The organism is Streptomyces sp. SAJ15 (assembly GCF_007595705.1).
Lineage (GTDB): Bacteria > Actinomycetota > Actinomycetes > Streptomycetales > Streptomycetaceae > Streptomyces.
Genome location: NZ_NISY01000005.1, coordinates 359,156 through 379,493, shown reverse-complemented (window position 1 = coordinate 379,493; position 20,338 = coordinate 359,156). Strand labels below are relative to the sequence as shown.

The window sequence follows — 20,338 nt, the reverse complement described above, 5'->3', positions numbered from 1 at the left end:
GTACGGACGATGACGGTCCGTGCGGTGCCGTGACGCGGGCGGCCCGGTCGGAATACTGGCTCGCGTTCACGCACGGTCCGCGGTCGTCACCCGCCCTCCAGTAAAGGACCTCGTATGCCCACCACCTTCGACTCCGTCGTCGCCGTGCTCCAGGACACCTTCTACGTCGACACCGGCCAGGCCGGGCCCGACACCACCTTCGAGGACCTGGACCTGGACTCGCTCGCCCTGGTCGAACTGGCCCTGGTGGTCGAGGAGCGGCTGGGCGTCCAACTGGACGGCTTCACCACGCAGTCCACCCTGGGCGAGGCGACCGCCGCCATCGACGCCGCCCTCGAGGCGACCGAGGGCGCGCGACCCGAGCGCCTCGCGACGCCGACGGCCGGCTCTTGAGCGGCCCTGCCGGCATCGCCGTCACCGGGCTCGGCCTGGTCACCCCCGGCGGCATCGGCACCGCGGCCACCTGGGACACCCTGCTGACGGGCCGGTCCACCGCCCGCCGCGACCCACTGCTCTCCGGGCTGCCCGTCGACATCTCCTGCCGCGTCGCCGACTTCGACCCGCTGCGACAGCTCGACCCCCGACTGGGCCGACGGCTGGACCGGTTCACCGCCATGGCGCTGGTCGCCGCCCGCGAGGCCGTCGCCGACGCGGAACTGGACCCCACCTCCTGGCCCGCGAGCCGGGTGGCCGTGGTCATCGGCGTGGGGACGGCCAGCATGGAGCAGTACGAGGCGGAGTTCCACAAGCTCGCCGCCGGGCTCCCCACCAAGATCTCCCCGATCGCCATCTCCCGCAGCGTCCCCAACATGGCCGCCGGCGAGGTGGGCATGGACCTCGACGCCCGCGGCCCCAACCTCGCCGTCTCCACCGCCTGCGCCTCCGGCGCCACCGCCCTGGGCGTCGCCCGCGACCTGCTGCGCGCCGGCTCCTGCGACGTCGTCGTCGCCGGCGGCAGCGAGTCGGGGTGTACCCGGGTCCCGGCGGCCTGCTTCCACCAGATGCAGGCGCTGTCCCGGCGCGTGGACGACCCCCAAGGCGCCTCCCGCCCCTTCGACGCCGACCGCGACGGCTTCGTCCTCGCCGAGGGCGCCGGGATACTGGTCCTGGAACGGTTCGCGGACGCGGCCGCCCGACGGGCCCCCGTCCGCGCCCGGCTGACCGGCTACGGCGCCTCCTGCGACGCCTTCCACTTCGCCGCCCCGCACCCCGACGGCGACGGCGCGGTCGCCGCCCTGCGCACCGCGCTCGCCGACGCCGGCTGGCACCCCTCCGACGTCGACCACGTCAACGCGCACGGCACCGGGACCCGGCTCAACGACCAGGCGGAGGCCCGCGCCCTGCACCGCGTCTTCGACCGCCCGCCGCCCGTCACCGCGCTGAAGGGCGCCCTCGGGCACTCCCTCGGCGCCACCGGGGCCATCGAGGCGGCCTGCACCGTCCTCACCCTCCAGCACCAGCTCATCCCGCCCACGGCCAACCTCGACCGGGTGGATCCCGACCTCGATCTCGACGTCGTCGCCAAGGCGCCCCGCCCGGCCCGGCTGAAGACCGCGATCAGCGAGTCCTTCGGCTTCGGCGGCCAGAACGCGGTGCTGGCCTTCGCCGTCCCCTAGCCCCGGCCGGGAGCGGTACACCACCGTCGGTCGCCGCCGAGGACGGCGCGGGTGGTTCACTGGGGGCGAGGTGCCGAACGTCGGGGAGCGAGGACATGGGGCGTGTGACACGGGTGTTCACCCGGCCGGTGGTGGTGGGCGTGACGCTCGTCGGGCTGCTGCTCGTGGGCCTGGGACTCTACTGGTTCCAGCCCTGGAAGCTGTGGGTCGACGACACGGTGAACGAGGATCTCCCCACCGCGACCGCCCCCGGGGCCGGCAAGCCGGAGCAGCCGGAGACGCTGGCCACCGGCGAGTTCATCAGCCATGAACACTCCACGAGCGGCGGCGTCCGCATCCTTCGGCTGGCCGACGGCACCCTGGTGCTCCGCCTGGACGACCTGGACACCAGCAACGGCCCCGCCCTGCGGGTCTGGCTCACCGACGCCCCCGTCAAGCCGGGTGAGGACGGCTGGCACGTCTTCGACGACGGACGCCACATCAACGCGGGCGAACTCAAGGGGAACAAGGGCAGCCAGAACTACACCCTGCCGGCGGGCACCGACCTGAACCGCTACACCAGCGTGTCCATCTGGTGTGACCGCTTCGACGTCTCCTTCGGCGCGGCCGAGCTCAAGCGGGCCTGAGCCGGGCGGTCGCGGTCAGGGGGCGGGTGACTCGGGCGGCGCCTCGCTCTCGGAATCCGCTTCGAGCCGGGCCGCGATCCGGCGGGCCAGCTCCGCCCGCTGCTCCGGGTCCAAGGCGCTCGCCTGCTCCCCGGACACGGTGACCGCGGTGCCGTCGGGCCGGGTGATGGTGACGGTCGGCTGCCTGGTCCGCCTGGTCTGCAACCAGGTGAGCACCGCGCCGGCGAGCACCGGCAGGGCGGCCGGCGGCGCCAGTGCGGCCAGCAGCCCGCCGGCCGCGAGGCCCATTCCTGCCGCCGGAGCCGACTCCACGGCCCGGCGCAGCCGACCACGGAGCGTCGGCTCCTGGTCCAGCCAGCGACGCAGGTCGTCCGCCGAGCGCTCGGCGTCGTCCGGTCGCTCGCCGGCGACGGTGATGAGGGTGGGTGTGACGGGTTCGGGGGAGACGGCCGGTTCGGAGGCGAGGACCGGTTCGGGGAGAGCGGCCGCCGGGGGGGCGTCATGGGCGAAGCGGGCGCCGGCGAACGTGGCCACATCGTGGAAGGTGACGTGGTCGAAACGGGCCGGGCCTTCGAACGCCGCACGTTCGCTTTTGAGGCCCGCGTGGAAGGTGCTGTGCCTGAGGTCGGTGGTGCCCTCGAACCTGGCGTGGCGGAAACTCACCGGGCCGTGGAAGGTGGCGTCGGTCAGCGTGGTGTCCTGCTGGAACACCGCACGCGCGAAGAGCATCTGTCCGTGCACTGTCGTGAAGTCGAAGGCCACGACGTCCCGGAAGGTGGCGTCGAGGAAGTATGTGTGGCCGTGGAACGTGGTGTGGCGCAGACTCACCGGCGCGACGAAGAGGGCGTCCTGGAACTCGGTCACCCCATGGAAGGTGGCGTGGTCGAAGTCGGTCGTGCCACTGAAGGCCGCGCGGAAGAACGTGGTGCGGCCGTGGAACGTCGCATGGCGGAAGCGGGCCCCGGCACTGAAGCCCGCCGTCGTGAAGTCGGTCCCCTCGTGGAAGGTCGCACGGTCGAAGGACGCGAACCCCGAGAAATGGGCGTCCTTGAACGGCGCACCTTCCGTGAACACCGCGTCGGTGAACTCCGCCCTGCCGAAGCGGGACCGGCGGTTGCCCCGGTGCCACAGCGCGGCGAGGAGTTCGGCCAGCACCTCGGCGGTGAACGGCGTGCCCGAGGCGTCGATGTCATCGCCCGGACTGAGCCCGGACAGATACGCCGAGCGCTCCGCCCCGGTCAGGTGCACCAGGCAGCGCCGATGGTCGGGCACCCGGATGCCCCGGCAGCCCACAGGGTCCTCGAGGGAGGCGTCGACGCCGCAGTGGGGCCAGTCGGGGGCGCCGGCGGGGGCGGACAGAGCCCGCCCGAGGGCCGTGATGTCCCCGAGGAACGCGTAGGCGCCGGCGGGCCCCCGCGTCGGGTCGTCGCCGTCTCCGTCGGTGACCGGGTGGAAGTCCCCGGCTGGGGCCGAGCCGAGAACCCCCTGTATCTCGTCGCGCACATCCGCTGAGACCACGAGGACCGCGGTGGTGGAGGGCGAGGAGGAGCGGAGGAGCCGTGCCCGCACCTCGCTGCGCACGGAGGCCCGGCCGACCATCGTGAAGGCGTCGGCGACGGCGGTCCCGGCGAGGCCGTCCGGCTCCTCGGCGACCGTCCCGGAGGAGATCGCGAGCGCCAGGGCCGCCCGCGGCTCGCCGTTCGACTCCTCGTTCCGTCGGGCCAGCCAGTCGCCCAGCGCGGTCAGGATCGTGCCGGCGCTCGCGAGGGAGTCGGCGCCGCCCAGACACACCACGAGGTCCGCGCTTTCGTCGGCGGGAGGACGCGGTGGGCTGACGAGCCCGTCGATTCCCGCCTCCGCCATGATGTGGAGGAGGAGCTCCCGCAGCCACCGTTCGCTGAAGAGCCCGTCCAGAGCCGGCTCGCGGGCGGCCCGGCGCAGCCGGTTGACCACCTTGAGCCGCACGGCCACGCACAGCGAACTCTCCTCCGCCGGCACCCCGACCCGCTCCAGGTACGGCGCCACCCCGGAACCGTCGTCAAGGCAGGTGATGAAGCTCGCGTCGTTCACCAGTGGCCCGACCGGTTGCACCTCCCATCGCTCCGGCCAGGTCGCCTCGCCGATGAGGCAACCCATCAGGACGTCACCGTGGAACACCGGGGCTCCGCGCAGCTCCGACCAGTCGACGGTGGGTCCCGGTGGGCCGGACGGCTCGAAGTACAGCCGCCCGCCAGTGGAGATCAGGGTGCCCTCCGCCGTGGTCGGGTCGCCGACCTCGGTGGTGCAGGGCACCTGACAACCACTCAGCCGCGAGGTGCGGGGCAGCTCACCCCACCGCATGACGGGCTCCGACCGGGCCCATGCCACCGGATCGACCAGGTCGGTCTCGGCACGTATCAGAGCGGCCCGGAACGCGCCGCCGAACCGCCCCCACACCGTATGACAGGCGGCCCGGCGGCCGCCGTTCCAGACGGCGGAGGGCCCGTCGTCGCCGTCTCGGGAAGACGGGCTCACGGTGGTCAGGAAGGTCCGCGGGGTCAGCAGCACTCCGGTCGCCGACCGGCTGGTGACCCGCTGCGGCGCCCACCTGACGAGCCCCCAGCGACGGTGCTCCCAGGCGGTTCCCGCCGCCGACTCGCCGAGCTCCACCGTCCTCGGATCCACCGTCCTCGGATCCACCGTCCTCGGATCCACCGTCCTCGGATCCACCGTCCTCGGATCCACCGCCCCCGGCTCCGCCGCGAACGGCAGCCGTCCCGCCGCGACCGTCCTGGCCCCGTCCCCCGACGGCTGTGCCGGGTCGACGCGGGTGGCCCCGAACTCCGCCGTCGTACGCGGTTGACGGCTGAGGTAGCGCCAGACGGATTCCGGCACCAGCTCCCGTACGGCGCTGATCTGGTGGCGTAGCTGGGAGCCGAGCAGCGCCTCGCGCACACCCGGCAGGAACGCGAACTCCATGTGCTCCGGATCGGTTCCGCCGGTGTGCTCGTCCCAGGGGCGGAGCAGGCCGCTCAGGGTGACCTCGGCGAGGTGGCCGTGGTCGGAGTCGGGCAGCATGGCGCGCCGGACGAGGGTCATGACGGGGAGGGTCAGGGGCACGGCGGAGAGGTAGCCGGCGAGGTGCTGGGCGGTGATGGACGAGGTCTCCCGGAAGCGTTCGAGGGCCGGGCCGGCGGGCAGGGCCTCGGGGTCGGCGGCGGGGGACGACGACTGTTCCGCCGCGGTGTCGAGGAGCAGGCAGGCCATCCGCTGCCAGCGGCTGTCGCCCGCGACCAGGTCGGCCAGGCGGCCGAGCGCCGCCGGGGAGGGGTCCACCACCGGGACGGGCAGCCGGGCGGCCGCGGGGCCGGGGCGGCGGCGGGTGCGCGCCCGGGGGGTGGTCGGCGCCTGCTGCCAGGAGGCGTTGGCGGCGGCGGGGCGGGAGGCGCGGAGCAGCCGGGGGGAGGGGCGGGCGGCGCCGCGGGACCAGAGTCGTTCGGGCAGGACGTTCAGCACGGCCACCGGGTTGTGGCAGGACCAGTGGCGCAGGGCCTCATGGAGCGGGCCGCCGGCCCAGCCGCCGCCGACGGTGTCGGTGACGACCAGGATCAGTCGGTGCCCGGACGGGTCGGCGATCTCCTGGGGGCGCCGCGGGGCGGCACCTCGGCGGTGGGTCACCGCGGGGAGGCCGTCGGCCCCGGTGCCGTCGAGGTACCAGAGCCGCACATCGCGGAAGACCCCGGTCTGGGTGATGACCCGGCGCAGCTCGGCCACCAGGTCCTGCCAGAGCAGCATCGAGTGGTGGGTGTCGACCACCAGCGCCAGGTCGAGCCAGCGGCTCCGCGCGGGCCGCAGCACGGGCGTCGGCAGCAGGAGTTCGACGCTGCGGGCGACGGTCAGCTCCTCGTCGAGTTCCCGCTCGGCGTCGAGGCCGCCGCGGGCACGGCGGCCCACCGGCCGCAGCGAGCGCATGACGGCCAGCGGGTCCCGCAGGGTCGTGGCGCGGGGGACTCGCACCGGGTCGCCGCGGCCGGCACCGGGTTCGTCCTCGGCCGGGTCCGGGTCCGAGGCCGGGTACAGCCTGGCCCGGGTCTCCGCGGCGGCCGCCGTCGAGGTCGACGGTCGCCGTGGCGGCGGGGGAGCGGCGGGGGCCGGGGTCGGGTTCGGGGCCTCCGGCTCCGGGGAGCCGGCCGCGGGGCCGACCCTGCCGGCCAGCCAGAGGATGTCGGCCAGCTCCTCAGGACCGGCGTCCGCCCCGGCCTCGTTGACGGCTCTGAGCAGCGCCTCGATCACGCGCCCCGCCACGTCCTCACGGCGACCACGGGCTCGTCGACGACCCACGGCCCCACCTCGGTCCACGTCCTCACGACGGCCACGGGCTCGTCGACGACCCACGGCCTGGCGACGGCCCACGGCCTGGCGACGGCCCACGGCCCCACCTTGGTGCTCGCCCTCACGTCGACGGGCCGGTGAGCCGTTGCATGACGGTGCTCAGGAACCGCTCGCGCTCCTCGGGTCCGGACCAGGCGTTGTTCAGCCGGAGATGGATGGCGTTGAGCAACTGGTCGGTGGCGAGGTCGCCGTCGGCGCCACGGGTGACGAAGCTCTGGATCAGGTCCTCGTGGCGCCCGTCCTCCGGGTCGATGCGGAGCCGGGCGCGCACGATCCGCTCCAGCTTCTCCCGCCCGGGCGGCTCCATGTGCAGCCGGATGCAGCGGCGCAGGAAGGGTGGCGGGAAGTCGCGCTCCCCGTTGCTGGTCAGCACCACGACGGGGAAGGCCCGGCAGCGGACCCGGCCCCGTTCGACCCGGACGAGGTCGTCCGGCGAGTCGTCGGTGGCGATGCGCACGGACGGCTGTCGCACGGCCAGCCGCGCCAGTTCGGGGATCTCGAACTCGCCCTCCTCGAAGACGGTGAGCAGATCGCCGGGCAGGTCGATGTCGCTCTTGTCGACCTCGTCCACCAGCAGCACCCGCGGCTGGTCCTGGGCCAGCAGCGCGGTGCCCAGCGGGCCCAGCCGGAGGTACGGGGTGATGGAGGAGGCGTCCGCGGCCGCGGCCCCGCCGTCGGCGGAGTCCGCGGATGTCCCCGCAGCGGGGTCGGGTGCGGCCCGCCCCGGCCCCCCGGTCCGCATCTGGTGCAGATTCGCGTCCTGGAGCCGGCCGATGGCGTCGTAGTGGTACAGCCCGTCGCGCAGGGTGGTCCGGCTGGTGATGGGCCAGTGGAGCACCGGCCCCAGCCCGAGGTCGGCGGCGATGCTGTACGCCAGCGTGGACTTGCCCACCCCGGGCTTGCCGGTGACCAGCAGCGGTCGGCGCAGGTACAGCGCTGTGTTGACGGCGTCCTTCTCCGACTCGTCCGGCACGTAGCCACGGCCGCGGGCCTCGGTGCGCTCCCACGCCGTGCCCTCGTTCCGCGGCGCGGTGTACTCCGGGTCGGGGGTGCCGGCGAACTGCCGCCAGGGTGGCGCCTCCAGAGCGGTCAGCGAGGTCCGCCGTACCTCCTGGGTGCCCTCGCTGCCGTAGATCCACCAGTCCTTCACCGCGCCCCCACCGTGCCCTTCTCCGCTTCTCGGCTCTCACGTCACGACAAGGACCGGCTGAGCGGCCTGCAGTCGGGATCGTCCCACAGAAGGGCCAACGGATGGTGCCAGCCCTGGTCGTCCTCCGCGCCGTCGGCGTGCTCCAGGCGCAGCTCCCGCAGCAGCCTGGGGAGGCGCCGCACATCGATCCCCGACTCGTCCCCGGTCGCGTCGGGACCGGGTGTCGTCAGCGCCGCGCTGAGGCCCTCACCCGGTCCGGCCGCCCGGGGCGGGCCGCCACGCCGCCACACCGCGATCGGCACCCCCGCGTCCAACACCGCGTTCAGGGCGTCCTGGAGCCGGGTCGCCGACACCTCGGCCAGCACGCAGACCGGCGGTTGGTCGGCCTGCAGCCGGTCTCCGAGCATCTGGCTGACCTCGTGGTCCGGCAGCACATGGACGGCCCGTGGATGGCGGCTGCTCTGCGCCTGGTACCAGCGCCACTTCTGCCGCCACAGCGCCTCGGTCACGCCGTCGCGCTCGTCGGGGCAGCGGACGGCCACCTGGTAGATCAAGCCGAGGCGGCGGGGCGCGCCGCGGCGTCCGATGGGCATCGGCCAGTTCTCGAAGTCGACATCGAGCAGTTCGAACGGGACGTGGAACTCCACCCGGTCCACCCGGCGGCAGGCCACGGGGTCGGTCTCACTGAACCGTCTTTCCACCCGGAGCAGTTGTCGGCCGAGCTCGCAGCGGACCTGGTCCAGCGTCAACGGGGTGGCCTCGGACTCCCACAGCGTCTCGAAGCCGCCCCGATGCAGCCACATCCGCACCCAGTGGCGGTCCTCGGTCTGGGCGGGCTCCAGACGCAGATGGAGGACCACCTGACGTTCGGCGGGCGGTGGCGTGGGGAGGGGGCCGACCCCCGTCCGCTCGCAGGTCGCCGCGAGCCAGTCCGCCAGCTGCGTCGCCCACTCCGGGTCGCGTGTCGCGGCCCGCGCCATCAGACACCGCACGAACGGCACCGCGAGCGGCATGTCGGGGCGCACGCCCTGACGCGCGTCCAGGTCCTTGACCACCTCGGTCAGGCCGCCCGACGGCAGGCTGTCGCCCACGGGCGGGACGGCCCCGGATATCTCGAAGGCCCAGCGGTACGCCTCGTAGGTCCCCTCGGGCAGCGGCCGGTCGTCGAAGAGCGCGCCCAACCCGTCCCAGGCGGCCTGGTCCAGGCGCGGGGCGGCCGGTGGCGGGCCCGCCGGGTCGGCGCCCGACTCCGGCAGGTGCTGGTGGAACTCCTTGATGACGAGGACCCCGGAGTTGGCCACGCCGCCGTTGTCCGCGTGCGCCTCGCCGGTCTCGGTGGCCTCCGTGGTCTCGGTGATCCCGGTACGCGGTGGCTGTTTCCACCCCACTGTCGTTCCGACCTCTGCTCTCTGTCGCCCGCGGTGGCCTGTCGTGTCCGACGGGTTCAGCCGAGCCGGACGCCGGTGTTGGCATCGCCGCCGTCGCCCTCGGCGTCCCCGGTGTCCTCTGCCGCGGCGTCCGCGGAGGTCGTGGCCGGCGCGCTGACCCCGGTGTTCGCCGTGCCGCCGGCACGGGCCGTGGCCCTGCCGGTCCGGGTCGCGCGCAGCGTCGTCGGAGCCGGTGGCGGCGGGGGCGGAGGCGGGGACTGTCCGGGACCGAGCAGCGCGCAGCCGAGCCCCGCGACGCCCACCACGGCCCCGACCACGCTCGCCACGCCGCTCGCGGTGTCGAGATCCACCCACACCCACACCGCGGCCATCCCCAGCACCAGGAGGGCGGAGGCGATGACCAACGCGGTCTTCTTCCAGCCGTGCAGCATCCCGACATCATCCACCCCTCGGGCGACGGCTGTCAGCCGGATGGCGCCGGTGGCGGCGCCGCCCCGTGAAGGGGGCCGCGCACGAGGGCCGCCGGTGGTGCGAACGCCCCTTCTGGGTTTAGGTTGTTCTAGTGTTATACGAACAACTGGAGGGGGCTGATCGCATGTTCCGCAGGCACGAGGGTCCGTCCGGCCATCGCCGGACCGCCGTGGTGACGCTGGCGTTCGGGCTCGCCGCGGCCGCCGTGTCGCTGGGCTGCGCCGGGCTGTGGGACCGGCTGCCCGATCCCCTCGCCACCCACTTCGGCGCCGGCGGCGCCGCGGACGGCTTCACCGCGCGCGGCGGCTTCCTCGGCGTCGCGCTGGGCGTCCTGCTGGGCCTCGGGGCGCTCTTCGGCACCCTCGCCCACCTCGGCCGCGAGGCGCCCGGCGCGCAGCGCGCGCTGACCGCCGCCGGGTGCGCGGTCGCGGCGCTGCTGGGCGCCGCCTTCGGTGTCACCCTGTGGGCCAACGCGGGGGCCGACGACGCGGGGACCGTCACCCTGGCAGGTCGTCAGTTGGCCCTGGTGTGCGCCGCGTCCGCCGCGCTGGGCGGGCTGGGCTGGCTGCTGGCGGGGCCCGGAGCGCCGCCGCCCGTCACCCGTCGGACGCCGGCTCCGACGGCGCCCCGGCTGGAGTTGGCCGACGGCGAGCGGGCCAGCTGGACCCACACCGCGGGCTCCCGCCCGATCGCGTACGTCGGACTGGCCCTCGCCGTGGCCGGGGTGGTCGCGGGCGTCACCGTCGGCTGGGGGTCGGGCATCGGCCTGCTGGCGGGCGGGCTTCCGCTGGCGCTGCTGACCGGAGCGCGGGTCACCGTGGACCGCCGTGGCCTCACCGTCACCCCGCTGTTGCTGCCGCGCCCCCGGCTGACCGTGCCCCTGGACCGCATCGAGGAGGCGACCGAGCGCGAGGTGAACGCGCTGCGGGACTTCGCCGGCTGGGGCTACCGGGTGCACTCCGGCGCGAGTGGGGTGATCCTGCGGTCCGGCGGCGCGCTCTCGGCGCGGCTGAGCCACGGCAGCGAGTTCGTCGTCACCGTGGACGACGCCCGCACCGCCGCCGCCCTCCTCAACGCGCTGGTCGTCCGCGAGCGTCCCGCCCCGGGGGCCTGACGTGCTCTTCCGTCTCGACCCCGGATCACCGCTCCCGCTCGGCGACCAGATCGCCGGCTGTGTGCGCCAGGCCATCGCCGACGGCGAGGTCCGCGGCGGCGAACGGCTGCCGCCCGCCCGGCAGCTCGCCGAGTCGCTCGATGTCAACGTCCACACCGTGCTGCGCGGCTACCAACGGCTGCGCGAGGAGGGGCTGATCGATCTGCGTCGGGGGCGCGGGGCCGTCGTCACCGAGGCCCGGCCCGCCGGCCGCGCACAACTGCTCCAGCAGATCCGCGAACTCGTCACCCTCTCCCACAGCCTCGGCCTGAGCGGGGAGGAGGTGCTCACCCTGGTCCGGGCGTCCCTGGCCCCGGAGGGCGGTGGTCGCGCAGGAGCCGGGTGAAGGCCCCGGGTACGTGGGCGCCGACGGGGTGGCGGCGGGAGACGGCGGGGTGGCGGCGAGCGTCGAGTACGCCGTCGCCGTCCTCGGCGTCACCGGCATCGTGGTCTGCGGGCACTCCGGGTGCGGCGCCATGACCGCCCTGGCCGAGGCGCACGACCTGACCGCGCTGCCCGCCGTCGCCGGCGGGTCGCCGCCGGTGTCACATCGACGCCCTCCGATCCGTCATCCCGATGAAGGCACGACCAGTGACGGCAAGGGGAAACGGCAGATGGCACGGGTGGACGACGGCGCGTACAGGGACGACACCGCATTCCTGGCGGAGCGCTTCGAGGCGCACCGCGACCATCTGCGGGCGGTGGCCTACCGCATGCTGGGTTCGCTCAGCGAGGCGGAGGACGCCGTGCAGGAGGCGTGGTTGAAGGTCAGCCGCTCCGACACCGACGCGGTGCGGAACCTGGGTGGCTGGCTGACCACGGTCGTCGGCCGGGTGTGCCTGGACATGCTGCGCTCGCGCACCGCGCGGCGTGAGGAGCCGCTGGGCGTGCACCTGCCCGACCCGGTGATCGGAAGCGTGGACGGCGCCGGACCCGAGCAGGAGGCGCTGCTGGCCGACTCGGTGGGGCTGGCCCTGCTGGTGGTCCTGGAGACGCTGGCCCCCGCCGAGCGGCTCGCGTTCGTGCTGCACGACCTGTTCGGTGTGCCCTTCGAGGAGATCGCCGCCATCGTCGGCCGCAACCCCGCCGCCGCCCGCCAGCTCGCCAGTCGGGCCCGCCGCCGGGTCCGCGGCGCCGCCCCGGTCCCGGACGCCGACCTCGCGCTCCAGCGCGAGGTCGTGGAGGCGTTCCTCAGGGCCGCGCGGAGCGGCGACTTCGACGCGCTGGTGGAGGTCCTCGACCCGGACGTGGTGGCGCGTTCCGACGGTGGGGCCCAACGCCCCGGCGTGATGCTGCACGGCGCGGCCGCCGTGGCCGGACAGGCGATCACCTTCGCCCGCTTCGCCTCGTCGGCGCGGCTCGTCCTCGTCAACGGCGCGGTCGGCGTCGTGGCGACCGCCGAAGGCCGGCCCATGTCCGTCATGGCGTTCACCGTCTCGGGCGGCAGGGTCGCGTCCCTCGACATCCTCACCGACCCCGAGCGCCTCGACCGGCTCGACCTGGCGGTCCTGGACGGCTGACCGCGGCGGGCCACGGCCGGCCGCGGTGGGCCGGCACCGGTCGCCGGGACGCCCGAGGGGTTCGTGGCGGACGGCGACCGGTCGGCACCGGGGGCCGGCGACGCTACACCGGGCGGGCCTGGGTGAACCGCAGCATGTTCCCGGCGGGGTCGCGGAAGGCGCAGTCGCGGACCCCGTACGGCTGGTCGATCGGCTCCTGGAGCACCTCGCCTCCCGCGGCCCGGATGCGTTCGAAGGTGGCGTCGCAGTCGTCGGTCGCGAAGATCACCCCGCGCAGCATGCCCTTGGCCAGGAGTTCGGTCATGGCCTGGCGGTCGGCGGGGGAGGCGTTCGGATCGGCGGCCGGCGGTTCCAGCACGATGTTCACGTCCGGCTGGGACGGGGCGCCGACGGTCACCCAGCGCATCCCCTCGAAGCCGACGTCGTTGCGGACCTCCAGACCCAACACATCGCGGTAGAAGGCGAGCGCCTTGTCGTGGTCGTCGACGGCGACGAAGCACTGGGAAAGAGTGATGTTCATGGGACTCACGCTAGGCGCGGGGCGTGGATCCCGCTTCTCCGTTCCTGACCGGTCGCGTGTAGAGCTTCGCGTAGCAGGCCGGGACGGCCGCCCCGCGGCGTGGTCCCGGGCCCGGTGGGCGCTCGGAGACTCCCCGACCAGCTCGGTGAAGCGGGAGCTGAACGAGCGGCCGGCCTCGGGCGCGCGGCCGAACAGGGCCCGACCCGGCCCGGGCCGCGCTGGAGCCGAGCGGGGACCCGGCCCGGCCCGGCCCGGGCCGCGGCGGAGCGCCGCGCGTGGCCTCGGCCGGGGCCCGCGGGTTGTTCATCCGGTCGGGGCCCGGTCCGGATCCGTCCCCGTGAGGCGAGCGGCGATGAGCCCGCCGGGGCCGTCGAGGCCGCGGCTGTGCAGGATTTCGGTGCGGTGCACGAGGCGCGGCGAGGCGAGGGGGACGGCGGCGAGTCCCGGGACGCGGTCGGCCGCGTCGGAGGGGAGCAGGGCGAGGCCGTGCCCGGCCGCGACCAGGGCGAGCAGACCGTGCGGGTCGGCACCCTCGTACCGCACGCGCGCCCGGAAGCCGTCGGCACCGGTGATGCCGCACAGCTGGTCCGGGGTGGGCATGAGGTCGGGCGCGTCCAGCCACACCGCGTCGGCGAGGTCGGTCAGCCGCAGCCGGGCGCGGCCGGCCAGCGGGTGATCGCGGGGCAGGACGACGGCCAGGGGACGTTCGCCCACACCGGCCGCGGCGAGCGGGCTGGTGTCGGGCAGGTGCAGCGGGTCGTTGGGCGCGGCGACGCCGTCGACCAGGGCGAGGTCCACCTCGCCGGTGGCGACCGCGGCCGGAAGCGCCGCGCCGCTCAGCACGCGCACCTGCACGAGCAGCCCGGGAACGGTCCGGCGGGCCCCGGCCAGCGCGGTGGCCAGCTCCTCGGCCGCGGCCAGCGGGGTCCGGCCGATGACGACCCGCGCCGTCGGACGCGTCGTCATGCGCGCGATGTCCGCGCGAGCCGCCTCCGCCCGCAGCAGCAGCGGACCGGCGTGCTCCAGCAGACGCGCCCCCACGGCGGTGGGCACCACCGGGCGGCGCTCCAGCACCGGCGCCCCGAGGTCGGCTTCGAGGGCGGCGATGTGCTGGGAGACCGCGGACTGGGTGTAGCCGAGGTCGCGCGCGGCCGCGGAGAACGAGCCGAGCCGGGCCACGGTGAGAAAGGTACGGAGGAGGTGCAGATCCACTCGGCAAGTATGGCGGGGCGGCCTCCACCGGCCATCAGTATCTCTGATCGAAGGGTCAGGAATCATCGTTGGACGTGAACCTGGCGCTCGGCACACGATGGGCGTCATGTCCGCGACCTCCTCCGCCCCCGTCTCCCCCTCCTTCGCTCCTTCCTCCGTCACCTCCGCCGCCGTCGGCGCCCCCGCGCCGCGGCTCGCCCTGGTCGGCGAGCGCTCGCCCGGCGTGCGCGCCCACGTCCGGGCCTCGGCGCTGCTCTCCGCCCTCGCCGAACGCGACCGGCTCGTGGTGGACGCCTACTGGATCCCCACCCCCGACGCCGAGGCGCCGGGCGCGCTGGACGGCTTCGACGCCGTCTGGCTGGTCCCCGGCAGCCCGTACGCCAGCGAGTCGGGGGCGCTGAACGCCGTGCGCACCGCCCGGGAACGGAGCATCCCCTTCCTGGGCACCTGCGGCGGGTTCCAGCACGCCCTGCTGGAGTACGCCCGGAACGTCTGCGGGCTGACCGGTGTCGCCCACGCCGAGAACCAGCCCTCCGCCGAGGACACCCTGATCGTCCCGCTGGCCTGCTCCCTGATCGGCCATGAGGGGCCGGTGGACATCGCGCCGGGCTCGCTCGCCGAACGCCTCCTGGGCGCCCAGCGGACCCTGGAGCGCTACCACTGCTCCTACGGGGCCGACCCGGCCCGCCTGGACACGCTGCGGGCGCACGGGCTGCGCGTCACCGGCACGGACGAGGCCGGTGACGCCCGCATCGTCGAACTGCCCGAGCACCCCTTCTTTCTGGCCACTCTCTTCCAGCCCGAACTCGCCGGCGACGGCACCCGTCCCCACCCCCTGATCCGTGCCTTCGCCGCCGCGGCGGCCGACCACGCCGCGGCGGTGACGGAGTGAAGGGGGAGCCGCGCCGGCTGCGGTCGGCGCTGGTGGGAGCGGTGGAGCGCTATGTGCGCGCCTGCACCGTCCCGGACGCGGAGTGGGCGAGCCCGCTGGCCCCGCCCGGCGGCCCGGCCGCCCGACGGGCCGTCACCCCGGCCGGCGGCACGGTGGACGACACGGGAAGCGGCGACCCGTATGCGGCGCGACGAGAGGCCCGGGTGGCGGTCGGCACGTAGGATTCCGAAGACATGGGGCCCTTGAGCGACCTGGACCGGCACATCTTCGCGCGCGTCGCCGCAGGACGGTTCCGCGGCGCGCATCCGCTGCTGCCCCGGCTCAGTCGGGCGGCCGACCACGGCCGGCTCTGGATGGGCACGGCCGCGGTGCTCGCCGCCGTCGGGGGGCGCACCGCGCGGCGCGCCGCGCTGCGCGGCGTCGGTTCGCTGGCGGCCGCCTCACTGGCCAGCAACGCGATCGTCAAGTGGACGGTGGACCGGCGCCGCCCGGTCATCGACGCGGTGCCGGTGGTGCGCCGGCTCGCCAGGCAGCCGTGGACGAGCTCGTTCCCGTCCGGGCACTCGGCCTCCGCCGCGGCCTTCGCCACCGGCGTGGCCCTCGAATCGCTGCGGTACGGCGCGCTCGTCGCCCCGGTCGCCGCCGCGGTGGCCGCCTCCCGGGTGTACGTCGGGGTGCACTACCCCAGCGATGTGCTGGCCGGGGTCGCCATGGGCGCCACGGCGGCCGCCCTCACCTGCCGCTGGTGGCCGCCGCGCCCGGAGACGCCGGCCCAGGCCCGCCCACGTGTCTCCGCCCCCGCGCTGCCCGGCGGCGCCGGGCTGTGCGTCGTCGTCAACCGGGGGGCGGGGCCCGGCGCCGGCTTCGGACCGGTGCGGTCGTACGCCGAGCAGCTGCGCGATCTGCTCCCCGCCGCGGAGATCCTGGAGTGCGGCCCCGACGACGACTTCGGCGCGTTGCTGGATCGCGCCGCCCGCCGGGCCGCGGAGCGCGGTGGCGCGCTCGGGATCTGCGGCGGCGACGGCAGCGTCAACGCCGCCGCGGCCCTGGCCGTGGAACGCCGGCTGCCGCTGGCCGTCTTCCCCGGCGGCACCCTCAACCACTTCGCGCTCGACGTCGGCGTCCCCGCCTTCGACGACACCGCCTACGCGGTCGAGGAGGGGGACGCGGTCGCGGTCGACCTCGCGTACGCGGCGCCGGCCGAGGGCGACGCGGCGAACGCCGCACGGGGCGGGGGCACCGGTCCTGACGCGGGGTCGGCCGCGGGCGCGCCCTTCGGCCCCGCCGCCGACGCCGGGTCGGGCGACGGATCGGCTGTGGGGGAGGGGCCGGCCACGACGGGCGAGGGGGCGGCTCGGATCACCCCGTTCGTCAACACCTTCAGCATCGGCCTCTACCCGGAGCTGGTGCACCTGCGCGAGCGGCTCCAGGGCCGGCTGGGCAAGTGGCCCGCGACCGCCGTCGCGCTGGCCCGGGTGCTGCGCACCGGATCCCCGACCGAGATGGAGATCAACGGGCGCCCCCACCGGGTGTGGCTGCTGTTCGTCGGCAACGGCCGCTACGCGCCCGAGGGCTTCGCCCCCGCCTACCGCGAGCGGCTGGACGACGGCCTGCTCGACGTCCGGCTGATCGACGGCAATCCACGGCTGGCCCGTACGCGCGTCATCCTGGCGGCCGTGTTCGGCGCGCTGGAGCACTCGCACATCTATATGAAGGCCAGGGTCCACCGGCTGCGGCTCACCGGACTGGGCGACACGGCCAGGCTCGCCCACGACGGAGAGGTCGCCCCGGCCCCCGACGCCCTGCTCATCGCCAAGCGCACCGGTGCGCTCACCGTCTACCGTCCCGCCGTGCTCCAGAGCGAGCTCCTCCAGACGGCCCGCGCGGCCGCCGCGGCGGCGCGCCGACTGGGCGAGGCCGGGGGCGCCGCGCCGCGGGAGGGCTGAGCCGGTCGTCGCGGGGGCGCCGTCGCTCAGCCGGACGTGCGGCGCCGGTAGTGGCGGGCGACGCGGGTCCGGTTGCCGCGGCGGGAGGCCGCTCGCGCTGGAGGAGCGCCTCGCCGACATCGCCCCGCTCATCGCCGGCTTCCTGGACCGCGTCTGGCGGTGACGGGGCGTCGCCCGCGGTCGAGCGCCCAGGGCTACGAGGTCGCCGACTCCGTCAGCCGGCTGTAGAAGCAGCGCGCCGCCTCCACCTGGTGGAAGGCGCGCAGCCGGCGCCGGAACTCGCTGAGCCGCTGGGTGGCGAGGTGCGACCGCAGGCCCCGCATCAGGTCCAGCGCCTGTTCGGCCGAGCGGCACCCCTCCTCCACCTCCCCGTCCAGCACGCGCGCGGTGGCGAGCAGCAGCAGCGCGACGGCGCGTCGTCGCACCCTGGCCTCGGGCAGCTCGGTCAGCGCCTTCTCCGCCCAGCGCGCGGCGAGCGCCGGATTCTCCAGGTCCTGGTAACCGTGCGCCAGCTCCACCGCCAGATACGCCTGGTTGAAGCGCGAGACCCACTCCGCCTCGGCGGCGGGGTCGGCGCGCGTCAGCACCTCCAGCGCCTGCCCCATCGTCGCGGTGAACAGCCGCTTCTCACCGAGCAGGGCGTAGCCGCGCGCCTCCGCGGCATGGCACAGCGACTGGACCGTGAACGGCGCGCGGCCCACCGACCCCTCCCGGGCGGCCCGCGCCAGCTGGGTGACCTCTCGGGGGTACCCCAACTGCGGCGCGAGCCTGCTCATGCCCGCGGCGAGCACATAGCCGCCGAAGCCGCGGTCGCCGGCCGCCTGGGAGAGCCGGAGGGCCTGGATGTAGTAGCGCTGGGCGAGGCTCGGCTGGCCGACGTCCTCCGCCAGATAGCCGGCCAGCTCGGTGAGCCGGGCGGCCGCCGAGAACAGCCGCCGGCCGAGGGAGTCGCCGTAGGAGCCGGTCAGCAGCCCGGACACCACGCTGTCGAGATAGTGCACCAGCGTGGGCCGCACATGGCCGCCGCCGAACCGGTGGTCGAGCGTGGCCAGCGACAGCAGGGTCGCCTCGACCGCGTCCGGATCGGCATCGGCCACCCGATGCCCCCCGGAGCGCGAGACCGACGCGTCCAGGCCGGTGATCAGCCAGTCGCGGCTGGGGCTGACCAGCGCCGAGGCCGACACCGTGGCGCCGAACGGTCTCCTTCCCTGGCCGGCGTCGCTGCGCCACAGCGCGCAGGCGTGCTCCACCGCACCCGCCACGTCCCGGGCGAAGTTGAGCCCGGCTCCCGCCGCCAGGTCCGCGCGGTCGGTCATGCCGATCTCTTCGAGGGACACCGTGCGGCCCAGCTTCTCGCCCAGGACCTCGGCGATGATGGCCGTGGTCCGGCCGCGTGGTCGCTGTCCCCGGACCCATCGGCTCACCGAGGTCTTGTCGTACCGCAGATCGAGTCCGTATCTGCTTCCGCGCATGTTGACCCGACGAGCCAGGCCCGCGTGGGAAACCGCCGCCTCGTGGATCAACGCTTCGAGCCGGTCGTTGGGCTCGCGTGTCGCAAGTGATCGGGCAGCCATCCAGCGTCCCTCCCAGTGACTATCTGCTCATCACGTGTCGAAAACCATGGCGTTTCGTAACGGAGGTGCATCTTCCCTTGGCATAAGCATTCTTCCGCAACTGGTGGTGTCTTTGTGGCTAAAAAACATGTATCGGGATCACTGGGTGTATGCCGGGTGCAACTGGTGCAACCCGAGGGGCGCTTGCGTGGGCGCCCGTGCCCCCCCATGCGTCATGCGTGCGCCGGGGCGCGATGCCCGGCGCACGGTTTCCGGATCAGCTGCTCACCTCCTACGGCACCGGTGTGAGCGGGACCGCCGCCCACACGGCACAGCCGCCGTCGCCACTCCCGCGCCGGCCCCAGGCGTATGCGGTCGCGGCGATCAACGCCAGCCCCCGCCCGTGGGCGTCGCTTCGGCGGGCAGCGACCACCCGTGGCCTGGAGGGCGTTCCGCCCTGGTCGCGGACCTCCACGAAGAGCAGGCCGCTCGCCCTCCAGAACCGGCCGGTGATGAGGGCGGACCGGGAGTGGCGCACCGCGTTGGTGACCAGCTCCGACAGCACCAGCAGGAACGCGTACCGCACGCCCTCCCCGTTGACCTGTTCCGAGTCCAGCCACGACCGTGCCAGGCGACGGCAGGCCGGAACTCCTCGCTCCGTCGACGGGAGGGAGAACGCGACGGGGTGGCCCGAGCGCCACGGAGTGTCCAGCGGCGGAGGTGCGCCGCCCGACCACTCCTCGATCTGCTGCAGGGTCAGGGTGACGTCCACCGCGGTCGCGGTGGCTGACGATGATTTCCCGCGCATGGCAAGCCTTTCCGTCGGGGCGCCGCTGCCCCGGCGGTCGCCGGACGCCCTGCCCGGGCGGTGGGATCGCCCGGGCAGGGGCCCGCCCCGGGGAGCGGTGCCCGTCACATCAACCCAGGCATCCCGGGACGGGATCGGGGCTGCCGGAGCAGTTGGTCGGGTTGTTGTTGAAGGCCGGCACCAGGGTCAGGCTGACGGTGGAGCCGTCGTTGTAGATCCCGCCTGGAGCGGTGTCGGCGCGGTTGTTCTCCACGGTGCCGAGGGTCAGCGACACCGTGCCGCCCACCGTGGCCAGCCCACCGCCCGTCGCGCCCTCGGCGAGGGCGGTGTTGCTGCCGATGGTGCTCGTGAAGCCCTGGAGATTGCCCCCCGCGTTGAGGACGCCGCCACCCTGGGCTCCCTCCCCGGTCACGGTGTTGCTGTCCACGCTGGAGGCGCTCAACCGCGCGAGGGCGTCGGCGGCGTTGTGCAGACCGCCCCCACCGGCCACGGCGGTGTTCAGGGCGAGACGGGTGCCGGCGTTGACGTTCGCGGTACCGGTGTTGGCGAGGCCCCCGCCCACGTCGGACGCGGCGTTACGGCCGATGAACGACGTGTTCAGGGTGAGCTGCCCCTCGTTGAGGATGCCACCCCCGGACCCGAGGACCGAACCTCCCGAAACGGTGAGGGCGGTGAGGTTGAGGTTGCCCGACCCCGTGACGTGGAAGATCCGGAAGCTGGGTGCGGAGGCGGACCGCGTGATGGTGGCGCCGGCGCCCAGGATGTTGATCGGGGTGGTGATCTCCGGCAGACCGTCGTCCGCGTTCTCCGCGGCGGTCAGCTGGTAGGTGCAGCCGGGTGTCAGCAGAAGGGTGCCGCCTCCGCCCGCGTTGGCCTGGTCGATGGCGTCGATCAGGTCCGAGACCGCACACGAGACGTATGCCTTCGGCTGGGCGGCGGCCGGCATCGTCGTCGCCAGCGTCACGGCGAGGGCGCCGGCGACGCCGAGGCCGATCGACGGAAGGTTCTTCCGCAGATTCATTTCTTCCTCCTAGCGCATGGGACGTGCGCGAATTCGAGCGAGACTCTCGCCCCGAATTCAGGGTCACCAGGCGATGCCCCGTCATATCGCG

General features: G+C 74.7%; 18 protein-coding genes and 1 pseudogene. 10 read left to right on the top strand and 9 right to left on the bottom strand.

The features are described 5' to 3' along the window. The first annotated feature begins 114 nt into the window (after positions 1 to 114). From CD790_RS16685 to CD790_RS16675, 3 genes are all read left to right on the top strand, one after another. Entirely contained in the window at positions 115 to 393 is a 279-nt protein-coding gene (locus tag CD790_RS16685; RefSeq protein ID WP_144384017.1) for an acyl carrier protein, read from the top strand. Beyond that, entirely contained in the window at positions 390 to 1,616 is a 1,227-nt protein-coding gene (locus CD790_RS16680; protein WP_144384016.1) for a beta-ketoacyl synthase, read from the top strand. The genes CD790_RS16685 and CD790_RS16680 overlap by 4 nt, the downstream gene beginning before the upstream one ends. A gap of 95 nt (positions 1,617 to 1,711) precedes the next feature. Beyond that, positions 1,712 to 2,242: a DM13 domain-containing protein gene (locus tag CD790_RS16675; protein WP_144384015.1), complete on the top strand. Its 531-nt coding sequence runs from the start codon at positions 1,712 to 1,714 to the stop codon at positions 2,240 to 2,242. A 15-nt stretch (positions 2,243 to 2,257) separates the two neighbouring features. Here CD790_RS16675 and CD790_RS16670 read toward each other — a convergent pair whose 3' ends face one another. From CD790_RS16670 to CD790_RS16655, 4 genes are all read right to left on the bottom strand, one after another. Further along, on the bottom strand, positions 2,258 to 6,562 hold the full coding sequence (locus CD790_RS16670; RefSeq protein ID WP_144384014.1) for an effector-associated constant component EACC1: 4,305 nt from the start codon (positions 6,560 to 6,562) through the stop codon (positions 2,258 to 2,260). 112 nt (positions 6,563 to 6,674) lie between these two features. After that, complete coding sequence (locus CD790_RS16665) at positions 6,675 to 7,763, bottom strand: MoxR family ATPase (protein ID WP_144384013.1); 1,089 nt, start codon at positions 7,761 to 7,763, stop codon at positions 6,675 to 6,677. Between the two features lie 41 nt (positions 7,764 to 7,804). After that, a complete protein-coding gene (locus tag CD790_RS16660; protein ID WP_144384012.1) occupies positions 7,805 to 9,151 on the bottom strand; it encodes a hypothetical protein in 1,347 nt (448 codons plus the stop codon). A 56-nt stretch (positions 9,152 to 9,207) separates the two neighbouring features. Continuing rightward, positions 9,208 to 9,582 carry a hypothetical protein gene (locus CD790_RS16655; protein ID WP_144384011.1) on the bottom strand — a complete coding sequence of 125 codons (375 nt, stop codon included), beginning with the start codon at positions 9,580 to 9,582 and terminating at the stop codon, positions 9,208 to 9,210. A gap of 164 nt (positions 9,583 to 9,746) precedes the next feature. Between CD790_RS16655 and CD790_RS16650 the strand changes: the two genes are divergently transcribed. From CD790_RS16650 to sigJ, 4 genes and pseudogenes are all read left to right on the top strand, one after another. Next, positions 9,747 to 10,736 carry a DUF1648 domain-containing protein gene (locus tag CD790_RS16650; protein WP_144384010.1) on the top strand — a complete coding sequence of 330 codons (990 nt, stop codon included), beginning with the start codon at positions 9,747 to 9,749 and terminating at the stop codon, positions 10,734 to 10,736. Between the two features lies 1 nt (position 10,737). Continuing rightward, positions 10,738 to 11,121 carry a GntR family transcriptional regulator gene (locus tag CD790_RS16645; protein ID WP_144384009.1) on the top strand — a complete coding sequence of 128 codons (384 nt, stop codon included), beginning with the start codon at positions 10,738 to 10,740 and terminating at the stop codon, positions 11,119 to 11,121. Further along, positions 11,099 to 11,266: pseudogene (locus CD790_RS34640) on the top strand (carbonic anhydrase); the annotation flags it as partial. The gene CD790_RS16645 and the pseudogene CD790_RS34640, both read left to right, overlap by 23 nt. 123 nt (positions 11,267 to 11,389) lie before the next feature. After that, complete coding sequence (gene sigJ, locus CD790_RS16640) at positions 11,390 to 12,295, top strand: RNA polymerase sigma factor SigJ (RefSeq protein ID WP_186319070.1); 906 nt, start codon at positions 11,390 to 11,392, stop codon at positions 12,293 to 12,295. 103 nt (positions 12,296 to 12,398) lie between these two features. Here the strand turns inward: sigJ and CD790_RS16635 are convergent, their stop codons facing one another. After that, positions 12,399 to 12,815 (bottom strand): VOC family protein, encoded by a 417-nt coding sequence (locus tag CD790_RS16635; RefSeq protein WP_144384007.1) that lies wholly within the window; start codon positions 12,813 to 12,815, stop codon positions 12,399 to 12,401. A 303-nt stretch (positions 12,816 to 13,118) separates the two neighbouring features. Then, positions 13,119 to 14,027, bottom strand: coding sequence for a LysR family transcriptional regulator (locus tag CD790_RS16630; protein ID WP_260867625.1), 909 nt, complete (start codon positions 14,025 to 14,027; stop codon positions 13,119 to 13,121). 106 nt (positions 14,028 to 14,133) lie between these two features. Here CD790_RS16630 and CD790_RS16625 point away from each other — a divergent pair, with 106 nt between their 5' ends. From CD790_RS16625 to CD790_RS16615, 3 genes are read left to right on the top strand one after another with little or no spacing between them, the layout of a single operon-like run. Beyond that, complete coding sequence (locus tag CD790_RS16625; protein ID WP_144384006.1) at positions 14,134 to 14,919, top strand: glutamine amidotransferase-related protein; 786 nt, start codon at positions 14,134 to 14,136, stop codon at positions 14,917 to 14,919. Beyond that, positions 14,916 to 15,140 (top strand): hypothetical protein, encoded by a 225-nt coding sequence (locus tag CD790_RS16620; protein WP_144384005.1) that lies wholly within the window; start codon positions 14,916 to 14,918, stop codon positions 15,138 to 15,140. Before CD790_RS16625 ends, CD790_RS16620 begins: the two co-directional genes overlap by 4 nt. 12 nt (positions 15,141 to 15,152) lie before the next feature. Then, entirely contained in the window at positions 15,153 to 16,865 is a 1,713-nt protein-coding gene (locus CD790_RS16615) for a bifunctional phosphatase PAP2/diacylglycerol kinase family protein (protein ID WP_144384004.1), read from the top strand. A 194-nt stretch (positions 16,866 to 17,059) separates the two neighbouring features. Here the strand turns inward: CD790_RS16615 and CD790_RS16610 are convergent, their stop codons facing one another. The 3 genes from CD790_RS16610 to CD790_RS16600 form a co-directional block, all read right to left on the bottom strand. Then, entirely contained in the window at positions 17,060 to 18,439 is a 1,380-nt protein-coding gene (locus CD790_RS16610; RefSeq protein ID WP_144384003.1) for a transcriptional regulator, read from the bottom strand. A gap of 271 nt (positions 18,440 to 18,710) precedes the next feature. Continuing rightward, the gene (locus tag CD790_RS16605; RefSeq protein ID WP_144384002.1) at positions 18,711 to 19,226 is read right to left on the bottom strand and encodes an ATP-binding protein; all 516 of its coding nucleotides are present in this window, start codon (positions 19,224 to 19,226) and stop codon (positions 18,711 to 18,713) included. Between the two features lie 109 nt (positions 19,227 to 19,335). Then, positions 19,336 to 20,247 carry a hypothetical protein gene (locus tag CD790_RS16600; RefSeq protein ID WP_144384001.1) on the bottom strand — a complete coding sequence of 304 codons (912 nt, stop codon included), beginning with the start codon at positions 20,245 to 20,247 and terminating at the stop codon, positions 19,336 to 19,338. Positions 20,248 to 20,338: the final 91 nt, after the last annotated feature.